This window comes from Ciceribacter sichuanensis (genome assembly GCF_024055605.1).
GTDB classification, from domain to species: domain Bacteria; phylum Pseudomonadota; class Alphaproteobacteria; order Rhizobiales; family Rhizobiaceae; genus Allorhizobium; species Allorhizobium sichuanense.
The window spans coordinates 778337-802762 of sequence record NZ_JAMXLX010000001.1 but is presented as its reverse complement, the minus strand read 5'-3'; the positions used below and the strand labels follow the sequence as shown (position 1 = coordinate 802762).

Below are 24426 nucleotides of genomic sequence, written 5' to 3'. Positions count from 1 at the left end.
TATTCAGATAAATCATCGAAACCATCAGGACGACAGATGAACTATCGCCACATCTACCATGCGGGCAATTTTGCCGACGTGCTGAAGCACGCGGTCTTGGCGCGCCTGATCGTCTATCTGCAGCAGAAGGACAAGGCCTTCCGCCTGCTCGACACCCATGCCGGCATCGGGCTCTATGATCTTTCGTCGGAAGAGGCTCAGAAGACAGGCGAATGGAAGGACGGCATCGGAAGACTGCTGGAGGCGGAGCTGCCTGCACCGGTCGCAGCCTTTCTTGCACCTTATCTGGAAGCCGTGCGCACGCTCAATCCCGACGGTTCCATCCGGCTTTACCCCGGTTCGCCGAAGCTTTCGCGTATGCTTTTTCGCCCGCAGGACCGTCTGTCCGCGATGGAACTTCACCCGGATGACACCCGTGCGCTGTCTCGTCTTTTCGAGGGCGATTATCAGGCGCGCGTGACCGAACTCGATGGATGGCTGGCGCTCGGCGCGCACCTGCCACCGAAGGAAAAGCGCGGCATTGTCCTGGTCGATCCACCGTTCGAAATCGATGGAGAATACGACCGGCTGGTCGATGGTCTTTCCCGCGCATGGCGGCGTTTTTCGACCGGCGTCTATTGCCTGTGGTACCCGATCAAGAAGGGCGCGCCGATCGCGGCCTTCCATCAGGCGCTCAAGGAACTTGAGATCCCGAAGATGCTGTGCGCCGAGCTTTCGGTTCGCAGCGACCGCGAAACGACCGGTCTTTCCGGCTCCGGCCTCATCATCGTCAACCCGCCCTATACACTGAAGGACGAGTTGCATGCGGCGCTGCCGGAACTGAAGCGCCTGCTGGCCCAGGACCGCTTCGCCTCGCAACGCTGCTTCTGGCTGAGGGGTGAGGAATAGGCGCGGAGGCACGGTGGATCTGCCAGATCCCTTGACGTTGCCGGTGTTTCTCAACATTGTGGCGGCTCATTGGGGAGATTCATCATGACGAACCGTCTGCTGATCCGCGCCGCGCTGTCGCTTGCCAGTCTCATGCCCCTTGCCCTTCTGATGTCCGTTGCCATCGCCACCGAAAGCCTTGCGGCAATGCCATCCTGCGAGCAGGTCGCCGGCAATGTCAGTTCCCGCTTCGCGGTGAACAATCGCGAATTCCTCAAGGTCGATCTTGCCGTACAGGACTTCGGCAGCATTCGTGAAAGCCGTTTCCAGCCTGCCGACGAGACCCATCGCGTCGAGCGCCGCTATTGCAATACGACGATCACCGGAACCGATGGCCACCGCCGTACGCTCTGGTACGTGATCGAAAACACATGGGGACTTGCCGGTGTCGGCCACTCCGTCGAATTCTGCGCGAGCGGGCTCGACCCATGGCATGTCTACGGTGCCGACTGCGCATCGCTGCGTTGAGCGGGATTGATCGACGAACACCATGTCCCGATATGCAGGTTTCATCGCCCTCGCCTTTCTGGCACTGGCCGCTCTCGCCTACACCCTCCTGAAACCCGAGGAGGCACCGCCTCCTTCTCCGGCGCAGCAGGAAAGTGTAGCGGCACCTCCGGCAACGACATCGCCGGTGAAACTGCCGCTGGGGACCGGTTTCGATTACTACTTGTTGGCGCTTTCCTGGTCGCCGACCTTCTGTTCGCTCAATCCGGGCGGCGGCAATCGTGACCAATGCGGGCCATCGAAGAATTATGGTCTTGTGGTACACGGCCTGTGGCCCCAGTTCGAACGCGGCTACCCGGAATCATGCCCGACCGACGCTGCACAGAGAGTTCCAGAAAGTGTTGGCCGTTCCATGCTCGACATCATGCCCGGCATGGGGCTGATCGGGCATGAATGGCGCAAGCACGGAACCTGCTCCGGGCTCTCCCAGGCCGACTATTTCGCCGTCACCCGTGCCGCCTACGAAAAGGTGACGGCACCTGCCGCCCTTGCAACAGTTCGAAAAGAAACGAGGATTTCGCCCGCGGTTCTGGAGAGCCAGTTCCTCGATGCCAACCGCAGCCTTGATGCTCGCGGTATCGCCGTCACCTGCGAAGACGGCAAGCTCGATGAAATCCAGATCTGCCTGACGAAAGACCTCGAATTCCGCACCTGCCAGGACGTGGACCGCAACAGTTGCCGACAACAGAGCATCACAATCCCGCCCAGGCGGTAAAGACCGCACCAGAGAATGGATCACCCATGAAGCTGCTTTTTTCTTCCACTTCGCCCTACTCCTCGAAGGTCCGCATGGCGGCCCGCTATCTCGGGATCGGTCTCGAAGAGATCACCGTCAACACCAATGACGATCCGCCGGTGCTGATCAACGCCAATCCCCTCGGCAAGATCCCGGCGCTCGTTACCAACGACGGCGACGCCATCTTCGACAGCCGTGCCATCATGCATTACCTGCACCGCATTTCCGGCAAGGGCCTCTACCCCAAGAAGGACGAGAAGCGGACGGAAGCGGAAGTGCTGGAAGCGCTCTGCGACGGGATCACCGACTGCCTGCTGGCCATCGTCTACGAGAAGCGTCTGCGTCCGCCGGAACTGGTCAGCCAGACGGTGATCGACCGGCAGTGGTCTAAAGTCGTGCGGAGCCTCGATCATCTCGAAGCCAACATGCCGAAAACCGGTAAGAAGCTGCATGGCGGTCATTTCGCCATGGCGAGCCTGCTCGGCTACCTGATGCTGCGCTTTCCCGGACAATGGGAAAATGGTCACACGGAACTGACCGCATGGCCGGCCAAGTTCACCAAGCGCTTCGAGAATTATGGCGCGCTACGGCCACAGACCTGAGGCCTGACGAACTCCAGACAACAAAAAAGCCGGGCTCGCGCCCGGCTTTTTCTTGAGTTCGATCCTGACAAGGATCAGAACTTGACGCCCATGCCGACCTTGACGCTGTGGTCGTCGAAGCCCTTGGAAACGTTCGCGCCGTCGATGTCAAAGTCGCGCTTCTGGTAGTCGCTGTAGCGATACTCTACGCGAGCCGTGACGTTATCGGTGACCATGGCTTCAACGCCGGCACCGACGGTGTAACCCGCAGCAATGCGCTCGTCGGAGTCGGTGGCGCTCTTCAGCTCATGGTTGGCAACAGCAAGACCGGCCGTACCGTAGATCAGGAACGGATTCATGTCGTAACCGACGCGACCGCGGAGCGAGCCGTTGACACCCTGGGTGCCCTTGTAGCCAGCGCCGGCATTGCCGTCTTCGCCGTTGTAACCGATATCGGCTTCAGCGCCGTAAACGATCTGGCCGTTCTGCATGTTGTAGCCACCGTAGACGGAACCGCCGAGAGCCTTGGCGTCGCGGTTCTTTGCACCGTCGAAGCGACCGAAGTCGTAGGTGGCCATACCGCCCACATAGGCGCCGGACCAATTGCCAGCCGGAGCCGCATAATTGTCCGTGACAGCCGGAGCCTCCGGAATCTGGTCGACGGCGTCGGCGGCACTTGCAGCCTGGATAGCAGCAAAGCTCGTGGCGGTAGCCAGAAGAATCATAGTGAGGGTACGCATACTAGTCTCCTTTCAGTTCACTGCCGCGCTTAATCCTTACAAACAGCGGCGAGAACGATAGTTAGAAATCCCTGCCCGTTCCGAAGGAATAAATGGCGGTGAAATGAGGAATTGAAAGAGCCAAAATATGAAATGATTGTGGCGCACCGGTGACCAAAATGGGATGTTGCTTTGTGACAACACAAAATTTGTTAACCATAACAAATTCTAAACGTAACCTTACTGAATTAATCCCGAATTAAACTTAAGTTAATCGAAGTATTTCCCAAGTGCCTGATGCGAAAAGATTTTGACTACCCCTGTTCAACACGCTGTTGCACGACATATATGCGCAGCAGCAGCACAGGTAATCGGGGTCGTATCGCAATGAAAGCAAGCATACCGAAGACAGCTCTGGTGACCGGTTCCGCAAAGAGACTTGGCGCGGCTATCGCGGAAGACTTGGCGCGCCACGATTTTTCCATCGCAATCCATGGCAACGGATCGTTTGACGAGGCCGAGGCGCTTGCCGCGCGATTGCGCGCCGAGGGACGCAAGGCGATCGCCCTGAGAGCCGATTTGTGCGACGCCGAAGAAACTGCCGAACTGATGAGGATGGCGACGGCGGAACTCGGAGCGGTCGGCCTTCTGGTCAACAATGCCTCGGTTTTCCTCGAAGACAGCGCCGAGAGCTTCAATGCCGACCATTTCGCCCAACACTTCGACCTGCATGTGCGAGCGCCCGCGATCCTCTCAGCGGCCCTCCTCCAGCAATTGCCGCCTGATGCGCATGGCCTGATCGTCAACATCATCGACCAGCGGGTTCTGGCGCTTACGCCAAGATTTTTTTCCTATACACTGTCGAAGTCGGCGCTGATGACGGCGACTCACACCATGGCGCAGGCCTTTGCCCCGCGTGTCAGGGTGAATGCGATCGGTCCCGGACCGACGCTGAAGAGCGTGCGCCAGGCGGAAGCCGATTTTCAGGCACAGATCGACGCACTGCCGCTTGAACAGGGTCCGCGGCTGGAGGAATTCGGGCAGACGATCCGCTTTCTTTTTGACACACCGTCGATCACCGGCCAAATGATTGCGCTGGACGGCGGACAACATCTCGCCTGGCGAGTGCCGGGCGCCACGGAGATCAATGAATGACCGGAGGAAAGCTGCCGGATGGCGGCATTCTCTACGATGAAACGGAAGAAGAAGACGATGACGCCATCGTCGAACCGGAAGCTCCGCAAGCCGCGACCGCCATCGACTGGAACGAAGGCGGAGCCAGCCATGAGGGGCTGACAGGTGCTGCGCTCATCGGTGAATTCGTCAAGCAGTTGCCGAACGGCCCCGGCGTCTACCGCATGCTGAATTCCGATGGCGACGTTCTCTATGTGGGCAAGGCGCGCAGCCTGAAGAAGCGCGTCAACAACTATGCGCAGGGACGGCTCCATTCCAACCGGCTGACGCGCATGGTGCGCGAGACCACCCACATGGAGTTCGTCACGACCCGGACCGAGGTCGAGGCGCTGCTCCTGGAAGCGAATCTCATCAAGCGCTTGCGGCCGCGCTTTAACGTGCTGCTTCGCGACGACAAGAGCTTTCCCTACATTCTGATCACCGGCGACAGCCGCGCCCCGGCGATCTACAAGCATCGCGGCGCGCGGGCACGCAAGGGCGACTATTTCGGCCCTTTCGCGTCAGCCAGCGCGGTTGGCCGAACGATCAATTCGCTGCAGCGGGCGTTTCTGCTGCGCACCTGCACCGACAGCGTATTCGAGACGCGCACGCGGCCGTGCCTGCTCTATCAGATCAAGCGCTGTTCCGCTCCGTGCACTCACGAGATCAGCGATGAGGGCTACGCCGGCCTCGTCAAGGAGGCCAAGGACTTCCTTTCCGGCAAGAGCCAGAACGTCAAGGAAGCCATGGCGCGGTCCATGAACGAGGCGGCCGAGGAGCTGGACTTCGAACGGGCCGCCGTGTTCCGCGACCGCCTTGCCGGGCTCTCGCATGTTCAGAGCCATCAGGGCATCAACCCCGCCGGCGTCGAAGAGGCCGATGTCTTCGCCATCCATCACGAGGGCGGGCTTTCCTGCATTCAGGTCTTCTTCTTCCGCACCGGACAGAACTGGGGCAACCGCGCCTATTTCCCGAAGGCAGACCCACAGCTTACCGGCGCCGAGGTGCTCAACGCCTTCCTCGCACAGTTCTACGACGACAAGCCCTGTCCCCGGCAGATCCTCCTCTCCGAAGCCATCGAGGAGCAGGATCTGCTGGCTACAGCGCTCACGGAGAAGACAGGACACAAGGTCTCGATCCTCGTGCCGCAGCGGGGCGAGAAGAAGGATCTGGTGGACCATGTCAGCGCCAATGCGCGCGAGGCCCATGGACGCAAGCTTGCCGAGACAGCGTCGCAGTCGCGCCTGCTTGCAGGTTTCGCGGAGACCTTTGGCCTTGCCTATGTGCCGCGCCGGATCGAGATCTACGACAACTCCCACATCATGGGCACCAATGCCGTCGGCGGCATGGTCGTGGCGGGGCCGGAAGGTTTCGTCAAGGGGCAGTACCGCAAGTTCAATATCCGCTCGACCGACATCACACCGGGCGACGACTTTGGCATGATGCGCGAGGTGATGACGCGGCGGTTCTCACGCCTGCTGAAGGAAGAAGGCAAGCCGGACCGTTCGGCTCCCGTAGACGATTCGGCGGACGCCCCCTTCCCGGCATGGCCCGACGTGATCCTCATCGATGGCGGCCAGGGCCAGATGACTGCGGTGCGCGCCATCCTCGACGAACTCGGTATCCGTGACTGCGTGACAGCCATCGGCGTCGCCAAGGGTGTCGACCGCGACGCAGGCCGCGAACGCTTTTTCGCGGAGGGCAAGCCCGACTTTACCCTGCCGCCACGCGACCCGGTTCTCTACTTCATCCAGCGCCTGCGCGACGAAGCGCACCGATTCGCAATCGGTTCCCACCGGGCTCGCCGCAAGAAGGAGATGGTGAAGAACCCGCTCGATGAAATCTCGGGGATCGGGCCGACGCGAAAGCGCGCCCTGCTACAGCATTTCGGCACAGCAAAGGCCGTTTCGCGCGCCGCCATGTCCGACCTTCTGGCGGTCGAGGGTATTTCAGAAGCCGTGGCGCGTCTGGTCTACAATCACTTCCATGAAAACGCCGCAGACTGACGTCACGAAGCATGTGACAGGCGGCGTTTTCTTATAGACGATTCAGAAAACTTGGGTTGACGCTACAGGTTTAAAGCCGTCATCTACGAACGAAATTCTCCGGCAGCAGGGCATCATGGCATCGCGCGCATACAATCTTCCGAATATGTTGACCTATGCACGCATTGTCGCCGTGCCGATCATCGTTCTTTGCTTCTTTGTCGAGGGCAAGCTGCAGAGTTCCGATTTTGCCCGCTGGACGGCGCTTTGGCTCTTCGTGATCGCCTCGATCACCGACTTCTTCGATGGTTATCTCGCCCGCATCTGGAACCAGACGTCCAATATCGGCCGCATGCTCGACCCGATCGCCGACAAGCTGCTCGTCGCCTCGGTCCTGCTGCTGATGGCGGCTGATGGCACAATCGCCGGCTGGACGATCTGGGCGGCGATCATCATCCTTTGCCGCGAAATCCTCGTTTCCGGCCTTCGCGAATATCTTGCCGCGCTCACGGTCTCGGTCCCGGTCACCCGCATCGCCAAGTGGAAGACGACGATCCAGATGGTCGCCATCGCTCTCCTGCTGGCCGGCTCGGCGGGCGATGCCTATGTCGACCGCCTCATCCATGGCGTATCTGCGGCGGGCGATGTCCAATCCGTCCTGCCGATCGTCACATATGCCGGCATCTTCATGCTGTGGGTCGCAGCTGCGCTGACCATGTACACGGGCTACGACTACTTCAAGGCCGGCGTGAAGCACATCGTGGACGAATAAGCATGGTGAAACTCGTCTATTTCGCCTGGGTGCGGGAACGGATCGGCAAGGGCGAGGAAGAAATCGAACTTCCCGACGACGTGAAGACGGCGGGCGACCTGATCGCCCATCTCGCGACGCTTGGCGAGGAATACGAAAACGCCCTCCAGTTTCCCAAGGCCATTCGCGTTGCGATCAACCAGGAACATGTGGAGCATGACGAACTCATCGCCGGCGCGCGCGAGATCGGCCTGTTCCCTCCGATGACCGGTGGGTGATCCAGGCAGGTTACGACAGGCAATCCGCTTTGGTTCGCGTTCCCGGTGAACACATCAAGGAAGAGAGCATGACCATCCTTCCGACCATCCGCGTGCAATCCGCGGATTTCGACGTTGCGACGGAGACGGCTGCGATCACCAACGGCCGCCGGGATATCGGCGCACTCGTCTCCTTTACCGGCCTTTGCCGCGACGAGGGCGGCGCGCTTTCCGCGCTTGAACTGGAACACTATCCCGGCATGGCCGAGGCCGAGATGCGCCGAATCGCGCTAGAGGCCATTGAGCGCTTCCAGTTGCAAGCCCTCACCGCCATCCACCGTTTCGGACGGATCGAGTCCGGCGAACAGATCGTGCTGGTCATCGCCGCATCGCCGCATCGTCAGGCCGCCTTTGACGGCGCCAACTTCGTGATGGACTATCTAAAGACTGCTGCCCCCTTCTGGAAGAAGGAGCATATGCAGGACGGCACGAGCGGCCAGTGGGTCAGCGCCAAGGATGCCGATGACCGCGCCCGCGACAAGTGGAGCTAAAGCAATTCCAGCAAAGGTGTGCAGCGGCTTTGCGTCCGGAATTGCGTAAAACAAAGAGATAGAGCCTTTCAGGGAATGACGCGTTCCCGGCGGCTTGCGACCAGAAGCAGCACCAGCGCCGAAATGATCGCAGCGTCCCTCCAGAGGATCGGCGCATAACCGCTCCACAACGTTTCAGAAAGCCCGACCACGGCGGCTCCCGCCGCAGACTTCAACGGCACGGAATAACCGCCGACAGCGGCGATCAGCACGACCTTAAGGCCGAATAGCAGGCCGGAGGCAAAATCCATCGAGCCATAATAGGATGTCGCGAGGATGCCGCAGATCGCGGCAATCGATGCTGCGGCCACATAGGACAGCACGCAGACGCCATCGGCATTGACGCCGCAAAGGCGCGCGGCGCGTGGATCGTCCGCCACCGCCCGCCAGGCCCGGCCCGCACGGGTGCGCACCAACAGCAGATGCCCCACAGCGACAAGGCCAGCCATAAGCACGGTACTGCCAATCTGGATGACCGTCAGGCCGACATCGCTTCCATCCCCTCGCCAGAAGATGACGCGTGCGTTCAGAAAGGGAGAGAGCCAGAGTTCGCGGCTGTTCATCGAAAGCCGCATAATTTCCGAAAGCAGGATGACCAGCGCCAGAGACGCCACGATAACCGCGTTGGCGCTCGCGACATGCAACGGGCGCAGCACATGCCGGACAATGCTCCAGCCGGCAATGGTCGTATAAAGAAACGAAGCGACAGCCGCGAGCGCCAGCGTGGCCGGCAGGATGAGGAACAGCCTGTTCCAGCCGATATGGGCGAACAACAGGAACACCTGTCCGGCGAAGGCAAACAGAGCGCCGTAGGTGATATCCGGACGGCGCATCATACCGAAGGCCAACGCATAACCAAACGAGAGCGTCGCGTAGAGCGCGGAAATCGGTACGGCATTCATCAGTTGCTGCAGCAGGTAGGCCATCATTTCCTCCTGACATTTTTATAACTGGCAAAGTGCATTTTACCAGTTATAATTCCGCATGACCTTCTCTTGGACCACTCACCGCTTTGCCGGCGGCGCACTGGCACTCGATGTCGCGAACAGCGTCATCCTGCGCTTCGATGCGGCCCGCGCCATCGACCGCTTCGCGGAGCATGGCCAGATGGACGCTTTCGCGGCGGCAGCCTCAACCTTCTCTGCCGAGAAAGCGCTGTTCGGCGAACTCGTAGCGGCACCTCCAGAAAACAGGCAAGTGCTGATCGCCTTGCGCGAGGCGATCGACCGCTATTTTCGCCGGCGCATCCTGGGGGCAGACAACCGCCAGTTTCTTGCCGATCTGCTGGATGCCGCGGCCGATGCCCTGAGGTCGGCGGCAAGCGAACGATCGCTGGAGGCGGCAACTGCCCGTTCCGCGCTGGCGCTGATCAGCGCTCCGCAGCCGGAGCGCATGAAAATCTGCGGCAATTGCGGCTGGCTGTTTCTCGACAAGAGCAAGAACCGCAGCCGCATGTGGTGCGACATGGCGGTTTGCGGCAACCGTGTGAAGGCAAGCAGGCACTACCGCAAGCAAAAGGAAGACCATTCATGACGGCCCGGACTGCATGCATCATGCTCATGCTCTTCCTTGCCCTGCCGCTTGCAGGCTGCCAGCGCGACGAGGAAGGACCGCTTTCGATCTCAGGCAAGGTCTTCGTCTTCAACTACCGGGTGGCGAAGGCCACCTATCTGCTGACCCTTGCCCGCAACGGCGCCCTGCCCGATGAAAGCTATGCGGAGGCCACATTCGAAAACCCGACCGGAGGCGAACCGCTCAAGATCCGGGAAAAGATCTTTCCCTTCTGGGACAAGGTCACACTTGAAAGCCCGGCCGTGCATTGCGTGCGCAAGGAGCATCCCTATGCGGTCTCGATCCGTATCATCGACGCCACGGGAAAACTGCTTCAATCCATAGACACGACCGTCATCTCCAGCATGGACCAAAGCGTCATGCCGGCCAAACCACTGGTGGTAGGACCGGTCTACACCGAAAATCCGGAGGTTTTCAAAGCCGACGGAACCATGGACTTTTCGCCGGAAAAGGGATGCGACTACGGCGACAAGCAGGGCTAGAACCAAATACCGAACTACGACGTCAGTAACGGGCCGTCGTCTCACGCTCGACAAGATGGAAGCCGAGGTCGATCTGTGCCTCTGGCTGGGTGCCGTTGCCGGAGGCACGCACGATCATGTCGACCGCCCTGTAACCAATCTCATAGCGAGGCACGCGCACCGTCGTCAGGCTCGGAGTCGATACATTCGCATATTCGAGGTCGTTGAACCCGCAGATGCCGAAATCCGCGGGCAACCGAATGCCGCGACGCTGGCATTCGAACAGCACGCCCAGGGCGATATCGTCGTTATGACAGAAAGCGGCATCCGCATCCGGCGCCTGCCGCAGCAGGCGTTCGAGCAGATGGCCTCCCAGGCCGACACTGGTGTGCGCATCGAGCGAGAAGACCAGTTCGGGATCGTATAATCCGGCCTTCTCCATCACGGCGCGGTAGCCGTCGAAACGCCGCCGGCTGCGAATATCCCAGCGGCCGCCCATCAATGCGATCCGGCGAAAACCGCGTTCGATCAGGTGGGCGGTCGCCATTTCCGCGGCGAGGCGGTGATTGATACCGATCGACATGTCCACGGGCTCACCATTGATGTCCATGATCTGCACCACCGGGCAAGGTGCCCTATGCAGCAGATCCAGGACATCCGGGTGCTCTTCGACTCCCGCAATGATGATCCCCGACGGGTTCTGGGCAAAGAACAGCCGTAACTGCTTGATCTCGTCCGCCGGATCGAAGTGGGTATTGGCGTATTGGATGCGCATATCGGTCGAGCGGACACGATCCTCGATGCCGCGCATGATGCCGATGAAGGAATAATTGGTCAGCGCCGGCGACAACACGCCGATGATTCCGCTGTTCTGGCTGGCCAGCGCCCTCGCCGCGAAATCGGGGACATAGCCCATGCTCTCGACGAATTTCATGATGGTTTCGCGGAGCGCAGGCGACACCTTTTCAGGATTGCGCAGCGCCCTCGAAACCGTGATCGAACTCACCCCCGCTGCGGTTGCCACATCGAGAAGCGTTACCCGTTCCTGCCGTTGACGTCGCCGCCTCGTGCCCAATGTCCACCCGCCGGAATTTCGCCGCCTGTCGGTCGCCGGACACCGCGCCACGCCGGCGCATGCGTCTCCCCAATCGGCAACCATTAATTGTGCAGGATATCGGAGTTCAAGATCACCCGCAATCCGACGCATTGTGGAAAACCGGGCAAATATCCTCCCCAAGAGTTGGGGGGATTACGTTAAATGCCGTAGTGCACCAAAAAAGGTCAGCGCTTTCAAGGAGGGGTTGCAAAGCCCCTCCTCTCCCTCGGTCACATTCAGGCAAGATGCTCTGCGAGGAAGGCACTAGCCCTGTCGAGACCCGGACCAGAGATCGAATGCCCGAGGCCGGGAACGATCAGCGTTTCGACCGGAACGCCGAGTGCCTTCAGGCGCTTTTCGGCGTTCTGCGTTTCCCCAACGGGAATGACGCTATCCATAGTGCCGTGCTGCAGCAATACCGGAACGGAAGGAACGGTTTCCGCGATATCGTCAGTGGCGAGACGTCCCGAGAAACCGACGATCGCCCCGACCGGCCACCTGCCGGAAACGAGGGCATCGAGCGCCATGATCGTGCCCTGCGAGAAGCCGACAAAAGCCACCCGATCGAGACGATCGGAAAACCCGTGCTTTTTGATGGATTCGCTCACGACCGCATCGAAGGCGCCGCGCGCTGCGCGGATTCTCTCGGCACGATTCTCGGGCGTTACGCCGGCAACACTAAACCACTGGTAGCCGGAGTTGAAATCGCAAGGCTGCGAGCCATCGGGCGATTCGAACGCGACACCGGGCAATGCCGGAGCCATGGCCGGCGTAAGCGCGGCAAGATCGACACCGTTGGAGCCGACGCCATGCAGGAAGATCACAAGGGCTTTTGCCTCAGAGTTCGTCATTGTCTTTTCCAGTAGAGTTAGGCGGAGGGACGGATGGTGGCGAGTTCGACCGGATAGAGGCCGGGCAGATCCGGCCCGACGGGCACGATGCCGTTCGGGTTGAGCGCCTTGATCGAATAGTAGCCCTGCTTGATATGGTCGATGTTGACCGTGTCGGCGACGCCCGGAACGGCCAGTATACGGTGCAGATAGGCGTTCAGCGCCGGATAGTCGGCGATCCGCCTCAGATTGCACTTGAAGAGACCGAAATAGGCGGCGTCGAAACGCACCAGTGTAACGAACAGGCGAATATCGGCTTCGGTCAGGCTGGAACCGAAGAGATATGGCCCACCGGCAGAAAGCCGGTCTTCCAGCTCATCGAGCATGGAAAAGACGTCCGCGAACGCTTCCTCATAGGCAAGCTGGGTCGTGGCGAAGCCGGCCCGGTAGACCCCGTTGTTGAGACGCGGGTAAATGCGGTCGTTCAGGGCGTCGATCTGATCGCGCAGCGGTTCCGGATAGAAATCGAAGGTATCGTCCGCAAGATCGCCGAAGCCCGTATTCAGCATGCGCAGGATATCGGCCGACTCGTTGTTGACGATCGTCTTGCGCTCCTTGTCCCAAAGCACCGGCACTGTTGCGCGGCCGGTATAATGCGGGTCGGCGCTGGTGTAGATCTGGTGCATGTAGGTGGCGCCATTCAGCGTATCGAGGTTCGATCCGGGATAAGTTCCGAACTTCCAGCCTTCGGCGGCCAGCGCCGGCTCCACGACAGATACGGAAATTACATCCTCGAGCTTCTTGAGCTTGCGGCCGATCAGCGTGCGAGAAGCCCAGGGACAGATCAGTGCGACATAGAGGTGATAGCGGCCAGCCTCAGCCTTGAAGCCACCCTCGCCCGTCGGGCCAGCGCTGCCATCCGGCGTGACCCAGTTGCGAAAACCCGAAACCTGCCGCACGAAGCCACCCTTCGCGTCGGTCGCCTGAACGGGGTGCCACTCTGCGGTCCACTTTCCATCTACCAGCATGTTTCCGTCTCCTTACTTGCTGCCGGGTTCACGGGTCTCGAAGGTGATCTTCGTGCCCCAGGGATCGGCGATCGTGAAATCCGCGGTACCTGCATCCGCGCCGAGATGCGCCCGGACAGGGTCCGCGAAACGCGCGCCGGCCAGAAACTCCAAGCTTTCCAGCCCGGTGCTCGGATAGTTGCGCGGACCCGCTCCACGGCTGTTCCAGATATTGGTCGCCACATGGTGGTGGTAACCGTTGACGGCATAAAAGGTGCCGCCTGGATAACGGCTGGTGATGTCGAGACCAAGGACGCCGTTATAAAAGGCTTCGGCGGCATCTATCGCTCCCACCTGCAGGTGAACATGGCCAACCACTGAGCCATCGGGAAATCCCTTCCAGCGACCATCGCCGGCGGTCGCGAGAATGCTCTCGATGTCGAGCTGATCGGAGGGCATGTGGACATGCCCGTCACGCCAGCGCCATTCGAGGATGGGACGGTCGCTATAGATTTCGACACCGTTGCCTTCGGGATCGGAGAGATAAAGCGCCTCGCTGACTGCGTGATCGGAAGCGCCGACCACCCTTGCCTGCGTTTCGATTGCATGGCGGATCCAGCGGCCGAGATCGGAACGGGCCGGCAAAAGGAAAGCCGTGTGGAAAAGCCCAGCCTCGCGCGGCGAACGACGGCGGGCGGATGCATCGCGACGCAGTTCGAGCAGCGTCTTGCCGCCCGCGCCAAGCTCGACCGATGCGGCATCGCCCTTCAACAGGTGAAGACCGACGGACTGCTGGTAGAAGCTGCTGACGGCATCGAGATCATTGACGGTGAGAACAACCTTGCCGATGGCAAAACGGTCGTCATTGACGGTGTGCACAGCACTGGCCTTATCGGACTGGCCCTGCCGGGCCGTGGATTTGATAGCGGTATCGACCATGAGACATCTCCCAGACAGATCGAACGGAAATTCGTCTGGGACCGATATGCATCATTTCCATTCAAAAGATTATCCCATTTGATGGACGAAAATTGCGTCCTGAATGGAATTAATCAATGCGCCAGCCAAGATCCCATGGGGGCTCCCCGCGGAAACGGTCCGCGAGGAAATCGACGAGCACGCGCACCTTGGCCGCCAGATAACGGCCGGGAGGATAGAGAGCGTAGAGACCATGGGGCTCGTCCTCCATGCCGTGAAAAAGCGGGCGAACATTGCCGACGACAATGGCAGCGCCGGCAACGAAGCTCGGCACGCGCGCGATCCCCAGCCCAGCCTCCGCTGCCGAAAGACAGGCCTCCGCGTTGGAAAACCGCATCCTGCCCTGAACGGAAACAGATGCGACATCATCCCCGCCCCGTTGCCTGAACCGCCACTGAAGGGGATCGCGGAAATTGGTATCGACAATGCAGGTGTGGTCGACCAGTTCCGCCGGCGTCGTCGGCGTCCCATGGCCGGCGAGATAGGCCGGGGATGCGATAACCACGATCCGGATGGGGCAGAGCCTGCGGGCGATCAGCGTGCTGTCGGCCGGGCGACCAATGCGCACGGCGACATCGAAACCTTCTTCGACCAGATTGACGGGCCGGTCGGAGAAGCTCACGTCGATCTGGATATCCGGATATTGTTCCGCAAACATGTTGAGCAGCGGCGCAAGCTGCCGGGTGCCGAAGGTGATCGGCGCGGCAATTCTCAACAGGCCGGAGGGTGCGGCAGAGACATTGCGGACGGAAGCGTCGAGCTGGTCGAATTCCTCAAGCAGCGCCCTCGCCCTCTCGCAATAGGACGTGCCGGCCTCGGTCGGGGAGAGTACCCGCGTGGTGCGCTTGATAAGTTGCACCCCGAGATCGCCTTCAAGGCGCGAAACCAGCTTGGACGCCTGACTGCTGCTGGTACCAAGGCGCGCGGCACCGGCGGCAAAACTGCCGGTATCCATGACGGCGACGAACATGCGAATGCAATCGAGTCGATCCATGCCCTGTGGTTCTCCAGCCCTCCCAGGATAGAAGACTAGCCCTAAATGGTGATCTCGGAAAAGTCGGTTAGCATCCGGCCGGGTTTTTCTCTCATCAGCCGTTGATCAGCGCAAGAATGAGCTGGTGCACATTGCCGCCGTTGCTCATTTCGTCGCGGTCGAAATCGCGGCTCTGCTGCCGCTCGGCGCGCGACAGTTCACCCAGCTTGCTCGTCAGCTCGGTCCGGATCCTCTTGCAGCCCGGATCGTCGGCAACGGTCAGGCCGACCGAGACGGCCTCGATCTTGTGGACGAGGTCCTTGATGAAATCGCCATGCACGCGCTCATGCGCCTGAATGCCCGCATAGAATCGGTCCCATTTCTGTTTTACAGCCGGCGGCAGGGAGTTGGCAGGCTTGGGCAGGGTGTAGGTGATGATGAGTTTCGGTACGGCGCTCGCAAGGACGCAGGATGCGCCACGCTGCTGGTAATCCCGCCTCCAGGTGAGCTTGAACCCTGTATGAGCGATGGCGCGCACATCACCACCGATCACCGGGCCTCGCTCGCCAATCGAAGCGTAAAGCTCTGGACCGGACTCTCCGCGGATCGAATATGTCTCGATTCTCTCGATTGCCTGCCACGCGCTCTGCGCGGCGGCGGGCATCGCGGCAAACACCGCTACGGTCGTCATCCAGCCGAAAATCAATGCGCTCTTCACAAACAAATCCCTGAACAAAAAACCTGACTGCAACACACTACGTCGCCGGTAATCGCAATCACCTGCAACGACCTCGATTAATCGAGGGAAACAGCGGGAAAATCCAGCGCATTGCGGCTGTTATTTCCGCATTCGGTTGTTGAGAACGTGCTCAGGAAGCATTTCAACAGAAGTTTCGGACCATGAATCCGCTCATTCCGGTTCATTTCGGCACAACCGGGCAACAGTCGTTCACTCGGGTTTAGGGACCACATCAAGTGGTTGTGAAACCAGCACAATTCGATGATGCACTTGCGAAATGAACTGCTATCAGAGTGCCAGCCACCATGATGGTGGTCAGGGACCCGCAGTCCCCCTACCCCTTAAACTTGCGGGTCCCGCCCTGGTCGTAAATTTTCGGCCGTTTCGATAAGCGACGATTGCAGCGAATCGAATAGTCAAAAATTCATACTGCGGAAAACGCCACCGTTTCCGACCAGCGCGAAGCCGATAACAACGTCCGGCAAGGTGCATCCCTCCTTCAAAAACGTGTATCCGAAACGACAAAAAAGCCCCTCGGCAGGTCTGCCGGAGCTTTCGCGGAAGGTTATTTGTGCAGGTTCAGAAAAGGCGATATCCCGACCACGGAGAACGTGCCAGCCCGAAGGCTATGTCCTTATTTTTTTATCGGGAAAACCTGTTCGGGATCAGGTATTTAAACTGGTCGGAGTGGAGTGATTCGAACACTCGACCCCCACGTCCCGAACGTGGTGCGCTACCAGACTGCGCTACACTCCGTGACCAGTGGCGCCTCTATAGTCCAGCCTTTTTTGTTGCACAAGCGGGTTGGAGGAAAAATTCCGAGAAAAATGAAAATTTCACGACAGGCTGTCCGCCCGCCCCTGATTTGTGGGCCGGCAAACGTGGCGCGGCAGCATCATCAAGAAAAATTGCACGGACTCCCGTCACTTATGATTTTCACGACCTTCGTTTGGGGATAAAGCCGGAGATGCGAGACGCCGGCGGGCCAGGGGAATTGGGACCGAGGACAGGCAGGCTCGCAAACAAGAGCTCAAGGGACAGAGACATGAATTTCCGCGTGATCACCATGGCAGGCGTCTTGCTGGCGCTTGCCGGCTGCACAACAACGAGCATTAGCAAGAACGGCATCGAGTCGCGCTGGAACGGCCAGCCGGCCGGAGCCTTCTTCGCCAAGTTCGGCCCGCCGACGGCCGATTCCGCAAGCGGCGGAACCACGCTGTACACTTGGCGCGGCGGCTACAAGACCCGGACGATTGCAGCGGTCTACGAAGATCTCGGAGATGGCAAAAAGGGCAAGCTTTTGAAACCGGCCCGTTCGGAATACCTGCGCTGCGAAGTACAGCTCACCGTTTCCTCCGATTACGTGATTCGCGGCGTCCGTACGCTTCTCGACAAGCCCGGCACCGATGGCGGCAAGAGCTACTGCGAAGAGTTCCTGACGGCCGAATAAGTCGCACGAACATCAAAGCCCCCGAAGACGGTTCGGGGGCTTTTTTTCGACCGTGCACAAAAACAAGCCCCCTTCCGGCAGAAGACTGCGGACGGGAATTCGGTCGACAAAATTCTGGAAATACTGCGCCAATCGGATGTAAGGCGCGATGCTTCCCACAGGAAGCGTCTTGCGGAGGACGCCGTGGATGACGTCCTCCCAAGGAAACTCGAAACCAACGCTCTTCGCTACGCAATACCTTGTGGAAGCCCGGTTTTTATAAACAGGCCCAAGTTAACAGTTGGCTACCGCGGAACGGCTACTGTCATATTTGATAAAATACAGGAAGGTGGCTGGGGCGCCAGGATTCGAACCTGGGAATGCCGGTACCAAAAACCGGTGCCTTACCGCTTGGCGACGCCCCATCAGGACAGATCGGTTACAGGCCTTGAGCCCCCGGATCCGCGAGTGGCCGCCTGATTAGCAAAGCCACCGTCCGGCGGCAATGACCCCAGCGCGTTTTTTTGACTTCTCGTTCTTCTTCCGCAGGCAAAACCACATAGGGATGGGACATACCAGGGACGCCGCGCTCTGCGGAACGGCGGCCTCGCGCCGGATCGATTACCCCTTCCCCGCCACCCTACGGAAAGCCCCTTTACGAATGCAGCGCTTCGGCCGATATCTGAGGTCATACCGCAATGCGACAGGAGCTGCAGATGCCTGGATATTCCGCCCGACCGCCCGCCATTCCCACGATCCTGATCGATGATGCCGTGGTGCGCGTAACGCGCTGGGATTTCGAGCCGGGCGCCGCCACCGGCCATCATGTCCACGGCATGGGCTATGTCGTCGTACCTATGACCGACTGCCAGTTCCTCATCGAGGATGCGGGCGGCGAACGCCGGGTGACGAGCAAGGCCGGTGAAGTCTATCGGCGGGATGCCGGCGTGGAGCACAATGTCGTCAATGGCGGAGCCGAGCCGATGTCATTCATCGAGATCGAGTACAAATGAGCGAACCTCGCGACACGCCGAAGCCTCCCGAGTTCGATCTCAGCTTCCAGCCATCCTATGGCGAGGCCGTTCCGGTGGCAAACAGAGTGCAGAGGATCACGGTCAACAATCCGAGCCCCTTCACCTTTCACGGCACCAACACCTATATCGTCGGGGACCGTTCGGTCTGCGTGATCGATCCCGGCCCGGAGGACGAAGCCCATTTCCGGGCACTGATGGCCGCACTTGCGGGCCGCGAGGTAACCCATATCGCCGTCAGCCACACCCACAAGGACCATTCGCCGCTGACACGCCGGCTGAAGGCGGAGACCGGGGCGACGGTGGTTGCCGAAGGCCCTCACCGGCCATCCCGACCCTTGCATGAGGGTGAGACAAATCCCTTCGCCGAAAGCTCGGACATCGAATTCGCACCCGACATCGCGCTTGGCGAGGGTGACATCGTGGAGGGCGACGGCTGGCGCCTCACCACGATCCTCACACCCGGGCACACAGCCAATCATGCGGCTTTCGCGCTCGACGGCACGGGGATCGTCTTTTCCGCCGATCACGTGATGGCCTGGGCGACCTCGATCGTCGCACCGCCGGATGGCGCGATGGGCGACTACATGGCCTCTCTGGAGCGGCTGCTTGCCCGCGAAGACAGGGTTTATTTTCCCGGGCATGGCGGACCGGTCAACAATCCCCCAGCCTTCCTGCGGGGTCTCCGGACTCATCGCCGGATGCGCGAGCGGGCCATCGTGGAGCGCATCCGCGGTGGAGACCGATTGATCCCCGACATGGTGAAGGCAATTTACCGCGAGACGGATCCCAGGCTTCATGGCGCGGCAGCACTTTCCGTGCTCGCCCATATCGAGGATCTGGTGGAAAAGGGTGAGGTGCTCACCGAAGGTCCACCCCGGCTCGGCGGCGTCTACTGGAAGAGCTGACAGACTGGCGGAGCGTCCGGAAACGACTGAACGTCAGTCTCCGGCGACGCCGAGAAGCTCCGCATCCAGCATGTGGAGGAAATGTTCGGCGATTTCGGCCCCCATGCCGAGATCGTGCGGACCGTACCGGCTTTCCACCCGGACATCGACCAGCGTCATTTCCTCTTCCTCGCGCAGACGGATCAGCGCGTCGAAAGGCAGCCCCAGTATCAGGGTCCGGGTTTTCGCCTGAATGCGGACCGTGCCTTCCGGTTCGTCTCCGACATAAACCGGCGCCGCCTGCGGCTCCGGCCGAGGCTGGGGAACGGGAACACTGTGCGGTAAGGCATCGGCGGCCTCCTCCTCCGGTACGCCTGCCGTACGCGGCTGGAATTCCGGCATGGCATATTCCTGCCCGCGACTGGTGACGATCTCCAGACGATCCTGATCCGCCACCTTGCGGACTGCCTCATAGACGCGGTCCAGCGCACCGTCGTAACGGCGACCGGTCAACCCCGGATAGGCTGCGTATTGCAGCTCCCGGCTTGCCTCGGTGACCGGCGGCCGCGTCAGCCAGCGCTGGTCGGCAGCAAGCGGCGAAAGCCATTCCGGTGGATCGATCAGGTCGGTGGAGACGTCGTAGATCAGCGGGCGATCGAAATAGCGAAACGCGCCGAAGCCGATCAGGGCAAGCGGGATTGCGGCATGGATAAGCGCCTTCAACGCTGCAATACCGCCAAGCGCCCCGACGGACCAAAGCCTTGCAAGGCCGATCAGCGCGAGCGGCACTGCAAGGGCTGCCGGAATGCCCGAGAGGAGCACGAGCGCCACGAAATCCGGAGCCTTCAGCGGACCGAAACGGTGGGCGAGGACGACGAGCACCAGCATGCCGGCTGAAAAGAAGCCAAGCTGCAGCGCCAGAAAGGCCGATCGGGAAACGGGACGGTCGTAGCGGATGGTCATCTGCAAGCACCGGTGATGGCGGGGAGAAAGCGAAGCACGTCAACGTCTTGTTTAGCCGCTGCCCGCGAGACCGACAAGCGGCCCGCATCCCCGACCGGATCACTGGCGCGGGTCGCGGGACAGGATCACTGGGAAGACTGGTCTTCGATCCCCGTCCCGTCATCCGGCGCCAGCAGATCGAGCGGCAGTTCCTCGCCGTTCAAGGTCGGGGCCGAACCATCATCGGGGATCTGCAGTTCCATCGGCGTGCCGCCATCGGGCATGGTGGGATCGGGCAATGCCGGTGCCTTCATCGGCAGGGGCACATAGAGCGAGGCGAGGACGATGATGCCGATCACCACCAGCCAGCTTCCAACGATGCGGGATGGAATGGTGAGCCATGGACCGCGGAACCGACGCAGCGGCAACGCCGGTGCGACGACCAGCCAGAGCGAGCAGAGGACGGTGCCGACGGTAAAATCGAAAATACCGATGCCCAGATCGTCGAGCCCGATGAACAGGGACATAGAGAAGGCGACGACGCCCGATGCCAGCATGACGGCCCGCTGACGCCAGACGCCGGAAAGCCACAGCGATGCGCCCGTCAGCATGACGGCGCCGGGCGCGATCAGGAAGAGATAGTCGCCGAGCGGGCTTGCGAAGATTGCCTGGAAGATCGGGTCGAAGAACATCAGCATGCCGGCCAGCACGCAAAAGAAGACCAGCACGATATTGCGCATGTCGGCCGCGCGCGGCGCCATGGCGCAGGCAACTGCTAGGCCGAGCATGGCCAGAACGATGTCATAGACTGACAGGGTGAAGAGGAAGCCCAGTTCCATGAAGCCGTAGTCATGGGGGATCGTCTGCGACAGCAACAGGAAGAAGAGGCCGAACAGAAGCAGCGAAATCGACCAGCGGAAGGAGGGCGAGCGGAGGATACGACGGAAATCGGGTCTCGTTCCGGCCGGCACAGGAACCGCATCTTCGGTGCTGCGCACCGGAACGGCTGCAACGGTAGCCGGAGAGCCCGTCGCCGACTGTCCCTGCTGCTGGCGCCGTTTTTTCGCGCGCTGTTGCTGGCGTTGCTTACTCATCCCGATTCTGCTTCCCCGCTGATGCGGTTTTCTGTCAGCAACGGGCTATTCCACAAACCACTTGATTTGTCATCCGGCCCGCACGCAATCTCACCGCACAAGTATCCATCGGAAGGCAGGCCATGAAACGGTTACTCATGCTCAGCGCCATCACGCGTCGGGAGCGCAAGGACGCCACTACATTCGTCTTCGACACGGTCAATGCCCTCGGCGGATGGATCGATGACGTGCAGATGTATTCAAACATCATGAACAACATCCGCATTACACTACCTGCAGGCGCCTATCCGAAACTCTTCGATCTCCTGAACGAAGCGGGCATCCATATCGACCGGCGTCCTGAAACATCAGATACGCCCGATCCAGTATCCGAACAGATGGCGACGCTGCAGATCACCTTCGTCCACGACGAGCCGGATCTGCGGCGTGAGGTTCCGGCCGTTCCCGGCTATTGATCCAGTCTCGCGGCCTTGCCGATTGCCGCCTGCGCGGCAGAGAGCCGGGCGATAGGTACGCGGAAGGGCGAACAGGAGACGTAGTCGAGTCCGACGCTCTCGCAAAAATGGATGGAGGCCGGATCGCCGCCATGCTCGCCGCAGATCCCGAGTTTCATGTCGGGCCGCGTCTGGCGCCCGCGTTCGGCGGCAATGCGGATCAGCTCTCCCACGCCGTCGAAATCGAGCGAGATGAACGGGTCATGCTCGATGATGCCCTTCTTCTGATAGGTCGGAATGAAAGCGGAGGCATCGTCACGAGAGATGCCGAAGGTGGTTTGCGTCAGGTCATTGGTGCCGAAGGAAAAGAATTCGGCGGCTTCCGCGATCACATGGGCGCGAAGGGCTGCGCGCGGCAGCTCGATCATCGTGCCGACGAGGTAGGAAATCTCGAGCCCCGCCTCGGTCATCACGTCCGTGGCGATGCGATCGATGCAGCCCTTGACGTAATCGAGCTCCGAACGCAGTCCAACGAGCGGCACCATGATCTCAGGTACAACCGCTGCACCGGTCTCACGGGCTGCGGTAACCGCAGCCTCAAAGATCGCCCGCGCCTGCATTTCGGCAATCTCGGGATAGGAAATCGCCAGACGGCAACCGCGATGGCCGAGCATCGGATTGAACTCGTGCAGCGCATCGACACGCTGGCGCAGGAACTGTGGCTCCATGCCCATGGCCTCGGCCACTTCCGCGATTTCCTCGTCGGTTTTCGGCAGGAATTCGTGCAATGGCGGATCGAGCAGGCGGATCGTCACTGGCAGGCCGTGCATGATGACGAAAAGCTCGGTGAAGTCGGAGCGTTGCATCGGCAGGAGCTTGTCGAGCGCGGCCCGCCGTCCCGTCTCGTCCTCGGCGAGAATCATCTCGCGCATCACCTGAATGCGGTCGCCCTCGAAGAACATGTGCTCCGTACGGCAAAGGCCGATACCCTCCGCGCCGAAGGAGCGCGCCGCGCGTGCATCGACGGGCGTGTCGGCATTGGTGCGCACGGTCATGCGGCGCGTCTTGTCGGCCCATTCCATCAACTGTGCGAAATCGCCGGAAAGTTCCGGTTGCAGCATCGGCACTTCGCCCTTGAGAACCTGGCCGGAAGAACCGTCGATGGTGATGATATCTCCCTTGCGGAGCGTCACGCCCATGCCGATCAGCATTTCGTTCCTGAGATCAACGCGCATGGTGCCGGCACCGGCAACACAGGGAATGCCCATACCACGGGCGACGACGGCCGCGTGGCTGGTCATGCCCCCGCGCGTGGTCAGGATGCCTTCGGCCGCATGCATGCCGTGAATATCTTCCGGGCTGGTCTCGACGCGCACGAGGATGACCTTGCGTCCCTCTTCCTCCGCCTCGACCGCCTCTTCCGCGGTAAAGACGATCTCACCGGTCGCCGCACCCGGCGAAGCAGGCAGGCCCGAACCGATGACGTGGCGGTCGACCTTGGGATCGATGGTCGGGTGCAGCAACTGATCGAGCGATGCAGGATCGATACGCAGGACCGCCTCCTTCTCGCTGATCAACCCCTCGGAGACCATATCGACGGCGATCTTCATCGCCGCCTTGGTGGTGCGCTTGCCGCTTCTGGCCTGCAGCATCCACAGCTTGCCGCGCTCGATGGTGAATTCGAGGTCCTGCATGTCGCGATAGTGCGATTCCAGCCTGCCACAGATGCGGCTGAACTCGGCGAAGGCTTCCGGCATGACCTTTTCCAGCGACGGCTTGTCGGAGCCGGAATCGATGCGAGCGGCCTCGGTGATGGACTGGGGCGTACGGATACCGGCCACGACGTCCTCGCCCTGGGCATTGACGAGGAATTCGCCGTAGAGCGACTTTTCACCGGTCGAGGGGTTGCGGGTGAAGGCGACACCAGTTGCGGATGTCGAACCGAGATTGCCAAACACCATGGCCTGAACGGTGACGGCCGTTCCCCACTCCGCCGGAATATTGTGAAGCATGCGGTAGGTTACTGCGCGCGGGTTCATCCAGCTGCGGAAAACGGCGCCGATCGCCCCCCAGAGCTGGACATGCGGATCCTGCGGGAAGGATTCGCCCAGTTCCTCTTCGATCACCTGCTTGAACAGGGCGGTGACGTGCTGCCATTCGACCGCGGAGAGATCGGTGTCGAGTTCATGGCCGAAACGAGCCTTCTCGTCTTCCAGAATTTCCGCGAAGACCTCGTGATCGAGACCCATGACGACATCGCCATACATCTGGATGAAGCGACGGTAACTATCCCAGGCAAAGCGGGCGTCACCCGCATTGTGGCCCAGCGCCTCGACCGTGTGGTCGTTAAGGCCCAGGTTCAGAACGGTATCCATCATGCCGGGCATGGAGGTGCGGGCGCCAGAGCGGACGGACAGAAGGAGCGGTTGGTTGGCATCTCCGAAGCCGCGACCGGTCGCAAGCTCCATGCCCTTTATGCCTTCCAGTACCTGTTCCTTCAGGTCATCGGGCAATCCACGGCCATTCTGATAATACCAGGAACAGGCATCGGTGATGATGGTGAGGCCCGGCGGCACCGGAAGACCCAGGCTCGCCATCTCCGCGAGATTGGCGCCCTTGCCTCCCAGATGTTCACGATCCTCCGCCCCACCCTCGGCCTTTCCGTTGCCGAAAGTGTATACCCACTTCCTCATGCCTTTGCTCCACCCAGACAGGCTGTTTTCCGAC

General features: G+C 60.6%; 26 protein-coding genes and 2 tRNA genes. 15 read left to right on the top strand and 13 right to left on the bottom strand.

What is annotated here, in order from left to right; all coding sequences use genetic code 11:
* Positions 1 to 36: 36 nt before the first annotated feature.
* From NBH21_RS03920 to NBH21_RS03905, 4 genes are all read left to right on the top strand, one after another.
* Positions 37 to 888 carry a 23S rRNA (adenine(2030)-N(6))-methyltransferase RlmJ gene (locus NBH21_RS03920; RefSeq protein ID WP_250912621.1) on the top strand — a complete coding sequence of 284 codons (852 nt, stop codon included), beginning with the start codon at positions 37 to 39 and terminating at the stop codon, positions 886 to 888.
* A gap of 84 nt (positions 889 to 972) precedes the next feature.
* Positions 973 to 1395 (top strand): hypothetical protein, encoded by a 423-nt coding sequence (locus NBH21_RS03915; protein ID WP_250912620.1) that lies wholly within the window; start codon positions 973 to 975, stop codon positions 1393 to 1395.
* Positions 1396 to 1417: 22 nt separating this feature from the next.
* The gene (locus tag NBH21_RS03910) at positions 1418 to 2149 is read left to right on the top strand and encodes a ribonuclease T2 family protein (RefSeq protein ID WP_250912619.1); all 732 of its coding nucleotides are present in this window, start codon (positions 1418 to 1420) and stop codon (positions 2147 to 2149) included.
* A gap of 26 nt (positions 2150 to 2175) precedes the next feature.
* The gene (locus NBH21_RS03905; RefSeq protein WP_250912618.1) at positions 2176 to 2772 is read left to right on the top strand and encodes a glutathione S-transferase; all 597 of its coding nucleotides are present in this window, start codon (positions 2176 to 2178) and stop codon (positions 2770 to 2772) included.
* Positions 2773 to 2846: 74 nt separating this feature from the next.
* Here NBH21_RS03905 and NBH21_RS03900 read toward each other — a convergent pair whose 3' ends face one another.
* The gene (locus NBH21_RS03900; protein ID WP_250912617.1) at positions 2847 to 3491 is read right to left on the bottom strand and encodes an outer membrane protein; all 645 of its coding nucleotides are present in this window, start codon (positions 3489 to 3491) and stop codon (positions 2847 to 2849) included.
* Positions 3492 to 3857: 366 nt separating this feature from the next.
* On the opposite strand from NBH21_RS03900, the gene NBH21_RS03895 reads away from it, so the two are divergent.
* The 5 genes from NBH21_RS03895 to NBH21_RS03875 all read left to right on the top strand — a co-directional run bounded on the left by NBH21_RS03895 (position 3858) and on the right by NBH21_RS03875 (position 8187).
* Complete coding sequence (locus tag NBH21_RS03895) at positions 3858 to 4625, top strand: SDR family oxidoreductase (protein WP_250912616.1); 768 nt, start codon at positions 3858 to 3860, stop codon at positions 4623 to 4625.
* Positions 4622 to 6649: an excinuclease ABC subunit UvrC gene (gene uvrC / locus NBH21_RS03890; RefSeq protein ID WP_250912615.1), complete on the top strand. Its 2028-nt coding sequence runs from the start codon at positions 4622 to 4624 to the stop codon at positions 6647 to 6649. The genes NBH21_RS03895 and uvrC overlap by 4 nt, the downstream gene beginning before the upstream one ends.
* A 115-nt stretch (positions 6650 to 6764) precedes the next feature.
* The gene (pgsA, locus tag NBH21_RS03885; RefSeq protein WP_250912614.1) at positions 6765 to 7400 is read left to right on the top strand and encodes a CDP-diacylglycerol--glycerol-3-phosphate 3-phosphatidyltransferase; all 636 of its coding nucleotides are present in this window, start codon (positions 6765 to 6767) and stop codon (positions 7398 to 7400) included.
* Between the two features lie 2 nt (positions 7401 to 7402).
* The gene (gene moaD / locus NBH21_RS03880; protein WP_250912613.1) at positions 7403 to 7657 is read left to right on the top strand and encodes a molybdopterin converting factor subunit 1; all 255 of its coding nucleotides are present in this window, start codon (positions 7403 to 7405) and stop codon (positions 7655 to 7657) included.
* A gap of 68 nt (positions 7658 to 7725) precedes the next feature.
* A complete protein-coding gene (locus NBH21_RS03875; RefSeq protein WP_250912612.1) occupies positions 7726 to 8187 on the top strand; it encodes a molybdenum cofactor biosynthesis protein MoaE in 462 nt (153 codons plus the stop codon).
* A 68-nt stretch (positions 8188 to 8255) separates the two neighbouring features.
* Here the strand turns inward: NBH21_RS03875 and NBH21_RS03870 are convergent, their stop codons facing one another.
* Positions 8256 to 9152, bottom strand: a complete 897-nt coding sequence (locus tag NBH21_RS03870) for a branched-chain amino acid ABC transporter permease (RefSeq protein ID WP_250912611.1) — start codon at positions 9150 to 9152, stop codon at positions 8256 to 8258.
* Positions 9153 to 9210: 58 nt separating this feature from the next.
* Here NBH21_RS03870 and NBH21_RS03865 point away from each other — a divergent pair, with 58 nt between their 5' ends.
* Positions 9211 to 9759, top strand: a complete 549-nt coding sequence (locus NBH21_RS03865) for a CGNR zinc finger domain-containing protein (protein WP_250912610.1) — start codon at positions 9211 to 9213, stop codon at positions 9757 to 9759.
* On the top strand, positions 9756 to 10280 hold the full coding sequence (locus tag NBH21_RS03860; protein ID WP_250912609.1) for a hypothetical protein: 525 nt from the start codon (positions 9756 to 9758) through the stop codon (positions 10278 to 10280). The genes NBH21_RS03865 and NBH21_RS03860 overlap by 4 nt, the downstream gene beginning before the upstream one ends.
* Positions 10281 to 10302: 22 nt before the next feature.
* Here the strand turns inward: NBH21_RS03860 and NBH21_RS03855 are convergent, their stop codons facing one another.
* The 7 genes from NBH21_RS03855 to NBH21_RS03825 all read right to left on the bottom strand — a co-directional run bounded on the left by NBH21_RS03855 (position 10303) and on the right by NBH21_RS03825 (position 16638).
* Entirely contained in the window at positions 10303 to 11334 is a 1032-nt protein-coding gene (locus tag NBH21_RS03855; RefSeq protein WP_250912608.1) for a LacI family DNA-binding transcriptional regulator, read from the bottom strand.
* Between the two features lie 257 nt (positions 11335 to 11591).
* The gene (locus NBH21_RS03850; protein WP_250912607.1) at positions 11592 to 12206 is read right to left on the bottom strand and encodes an alpha/beta hydrolase; all 615 of its coding nucleotides are present in this window, start codon (positions 12204 to 12206) and stop codon (positions 11592 to 11594) included.
* Between the two features lie 17 nt (positions 12207 to 12223).
* Positions 12224 to 13213 carry a glutathione S-transferase family protein gene (locus tag NBH21_RS03845; RefSeq protein ID WP_250912606.1) on the bottom strand — a complete coding sequence of 330 codons (990 nt, stop codon included), beginning with the start codon at positions 13211 to 13213 and terminating at the stop codon, positions 12224 to 12226.
* Between the two features lie 12 nt (positions 13214 to 13225).
* Positions 13226 to 14131: a VOC family protein gene (locus tag NBH21_RS03840; protein WP_250912605.1), complete on the bottom strand. Its 906-nt coding sequence runs from the start codon at positions 14129 to 14131 to the stop codon at positions 13226 to 13228.
* Positions 14132 to 14240: 109 nt separating this feature from the next.
* Positions 14241 to 15164 (bottom strand): LysR family transcriptional regulator, encoded by a 924-nt coding sequence (locus tag NBH21_RS03835; RefSeq protein WP_250912604.1) that lies wholly within the window; start codon positions 15162 to 15164, stop codon positions 14241 to 14243.
* A gap of 94 nt (positions 15165 to 15258) precedes the next feature.
* Positions 15259 to 15834 (bottom strand): DUF922 domain-containing Zn-dependent protease, encoded by a 576-nt coding sequence (locus NBH21_RS03830; RefSeq protein WP_250912816.1) that lies wholly within the window; start codon positions 15832 to 15834, stop codon positions 15259 to 15261.
* Between the two features lie 727 nt (positions 15835 to 16561).
* Positions 16562 to 16638 (bottom strand) — tRNA-Pro (locus tag NBH21_RS03825).
* Positions 16639 to 16927: 289 nt separating this feature from the next.
* Here NBH21_RS03825 and NBH21_RS03820 point away from each other — a divergent pair.
* Complete coding sequence (locus NBH21_RS03820; RefSeq protein ID WP_250912603.1) at positions 16928 to 17332, top strand: hypothetical protein; 405 nt, start codon at positions 16928 to 16930, stop codon at positions 17330 to 17332.
* A 329-nt stretch (positions 17333 to 17661) separates the two neighbouring features.
* Here the strand turns inward: NBH21_RS03820 and NBH21_RS03815 are convergent.
* Positions 17662 to 17736 (bottom strand) — tRNA-Gln (locus NBH21_RS03815).
* A 291-nt stretch (positions 17737 to 18027) separates the two neighbouring features.
* Here NBH21_RS03815 and NBH21_RS03810 point away from each other — a divergent pair.
* Both NBH21_RS03810 and NBH21_RS03805 read left to right on the top strand, forming a co-directional pair.
* Positions 18028 to 18324: a cupin domain-containing protein gene (locus tag NBH21_RS03810; protein WP_250912602.1), complete on the top strand. Its 297-nt coding sequence runs from the start codon at positions 18028 to 18030 to the stop codon at positions 18322 to 18324.
* On the top strand, positions 18321 to 19250 hold the full coding sequence (locus NBH21_RS03805; protein ID WP_250912601.1) for an MBL fold metallo-hydrolase: 930 nt from the start codon (positions 18321 to 18323) through the stop codon (positions 19248 to 19250). Before NBH21_RS03810 ends, NBH21_RS03805 begins: the two co-directional genes overlap by 4 nt.
* A 33-nt stretch (positions 19251 to 19283) precedes the next feature.
* Here the strand turns inward: NBH21_RS03805 and NBH21_RS03800 are convergent, their stop codons facing one another.
* The gene (locus tag NBH21_RS03800; protein WP_250912600.1) at positions 19284 to 20192 is read right to left on the bottom strand and encodes a DUF1499 domain-containing protein; all 909 of its coding nucleotides are present in this window, start codon (positions 20190 to 20192) and stop codon (positions 19284 to 19286) included.
* A gap of 125 nt (positions 20193 to 20317) precedes the next feature.
* Positions 20318 to 21265, bottom strand: coding sequence for a hypothetical protein (locus NBH21_RS03795; protein ID WP_250912599.1), 948 nt, complete (start codon positions 21263 to 21265; stop codon positions 20318 to 20320).
* Between the two features lie 122 nt (positions 21266 to 21387).
* On the opposite strand from NBH21_RS03795, the gene NBH21_RS03790 reads away from it, so the two are divergent.
* Positions 21388 to 21720, top strand: coding sequence for a hypothetical protein (locus NBH21_RS03790; RefSeq protein ID WP_250912598.1), 333 nt, complete (start codon positions 21388 to 21390; stop codon positions 21718 to 21720).
* On the opposite strand, the gene ppdK is transcribed toward NBH21_RS03790, so the two are convergent.
* The gene (ppdK, locus tag NBH21_RS03785; protein ID WP_250912597.1) at positions 21714 to 24392 is read right to left on the bottom strand and encodes a pyruvate, phosphate dikinase; all 2679 of its coding nucleotides are present in this window, start codon (positions 24390 to 24392) and stop codon (positions 21714 to 21716) included. The two genes, NBH21_RS03790 and ppdK, sit on opposite strands and share 7 nt — an antisense overlap.
* Between the last annotated feature and the right edge of the window lie 34 nt (positions 24393 to 24426).

What these genes read in the sequence shown, in the direction of transcription:
- NBH21_RS03920 (WP_250912621.1), top strand. Translation starts at nt 37, where the DNA reads ATGAACTATCGCCACATCTACCATGCGGGCAATTTTGCCGACGTGCTG.
- NBH21_RS03915 (WP_250912620.1), top strand. Translation starts at nt 973, where the DNA reads ATGACGAACCGTCTGCTGATCCGCGCCGCGCTGTCGCTTGCCAGTCTC.
- NBH21_RS03910 (WP_250912619.1), top strand. Translation starts at nt 1,418, where the DNA reads ATGTCCCGATATGCAGGTTTCATCGCCCTCGCCTTTCTGGCACTGGCC.
- NBH21_RS03905 (WP_250912618.1), top strand. Translation starts at nt 2,176, where the DNA reads ATGAAGCTGCTTTTTTCTTCCACTTCGCCCTACTCCTCGAAGGTCCGC.
- NBH21_RS03900 (WP_250912617.1), bottom strand. Translation starts at nt 3,491, where the DNA reads ATGCGTACCCTCACTATGATTCTTCTGGCTACCGCCACGAGCTTTGCT.
- NBH21_RS03895 (WP_250912616.1), top strand. Translation starts at nt 3,858, where the DNA reads ATGAAAGCAAGCATACCGAAGACAGCTCTGGTGACCGGTTCCGCAAAG.
- uvrC (WP_250912615.1), top strand. Translation starts at nt 4,622, where the DNA reads ATGACCGGAGGAAAGCTGCCGGATGGCGGCATTCTCTACGATGAAACG.
- pgsA (WP_250912614.1), top strand. Translation starts at nt 6,765, where the DNA reads ATGGCATCGCGCGCATACAATCTTCCGAATATGTTGACCTATGCACGC.
- moaD (WP_250912613.1), top strand. Translation starts at nt 7,403, where the DNA reads ATGGTGAAACTCGTCTATTTCGCCTGGGTGCGGGAACGGATCGGCAAG.
- NBH21_RS03875 (WP_250912612.1), top strand. Translation starts at nt 7,726, where the DNA reads ATGACCATCCTTCCGACCATCCGCGTGCAATCCGCGGATTTCGACGTT.
- NBH21_RS03870 (WP_250912611.1), bottom strand. Translation starts at nt 9,152, where the DNA reads ATGGCCTACCTGCTGCAGCAACTGATGAATGCCGTACCGATTTCCGCG.
- NBH21_RS03865 (WP_250912610.1), top strand. Translation starts at nt 9,211, where the DNA reads ATGACCTTCTCTTGGACCACTCACCGCTTTGCCGGCGGCGCACTGGCA.
- NBH21_RS03860 (WP_250912609.1), top strand. Translation starts at nt 9,756, where the DNA reads ATGACGGCCCGGACTGCATGCATCATGCTCATGCTCTTCCTTGCCCTG.
- NBH21_RS03850 (WP_250912607.1), bottom strand. Translation starts at nt 12,206, where the DNA reads ATGACGAACTCTGAGGCAAAAGCCCTTGTGATCTTCCTGCATGGCGTC.
- NBH21_RS03845 (WP_250912606.1), bottom strand. Translation starts at nt 13,213, where the DNA reads ATGCTGGTAGATGGAAAGTGGACCGCAGAGTGGCACCCCGTTCAGGCG.
- NBH21_RS03840 (WP_250912605.1), bottom strand. Translation starts at nt 14,131, where the DNA reads ATGGTCGATACCGCTATCAAATCCACGGCCCGGCAGGGCCAGTCCGAT.
- NBH21_RS03835 (WP_250912604.1), bottom strand. Translation starts at nt 15,164, where the DNA reads ATGGATCGACTCGATTGCATTCGCATGTTCGTCGCCGTCATGGATACC.
- NBH21_RS03830 (WP_250912816.1), bottom strand. Translation starts at nt 15,834, where the DNA reads ATGACGACCGTAGCGGTGTTTGCCGCGATGCCCGCCGCCGCGCAGAGC.
- NBH21_RS03820 (WP_250912603.1), top strand. Translation starts at nt 16,928, where the DNA reads ATGAATTTCCGCGTGATCACCATGGCAGGCGTCTTGCTGGCGCTTGCC.
- NBH21_RS03810 (WP_250912602.1), top strand. Translation starts at nt 18,028, where the DNA reads ATGCCTGGATATTCCGCCCGACCGCCCGCCATTCCCACGATCCTGATC.
- NBH21_RS03805 (WP_250912601.1), top strand. Translation starts at nt 18,321, where the DNA reads ATGAGCGAACCTCGCGACACGCCGAAGCCTCCCGAGTTCGATCTCAGC.
- NBH21_RS03800 (WP_250912600.1), bottom strand. Translation starts at nt 20,192, where the DNA reads ATGACCATCCGCTACGACCGTCCCGTTTCCCGATCGGCCTTTCTGGCG.
- NBH21_RS03795 (WP_250912599.1), bottom strand. Translation starts at nt 21,265, where the DNA reads ATGAGTAAGCAACGCCAGCAACAGCGCGCGAAAAAACGGCGCCAGCAG.
- NBH21_RS03790 (WP_250912598.1), top strand. Translation starts at nt 21,388, where the DNA reads ATGAAACGGTTACTCATGCTCAGCGCCATCACGCGTCGGGAGCGCAAG.
- ppdK (WP_250912597.1), bottom strand. Translation starts at nt 24,392, where the DNA reads ATGAGGAAGTGGGTATACACTTTCGGCAACGGAAAGGCCGAGGGTGGG.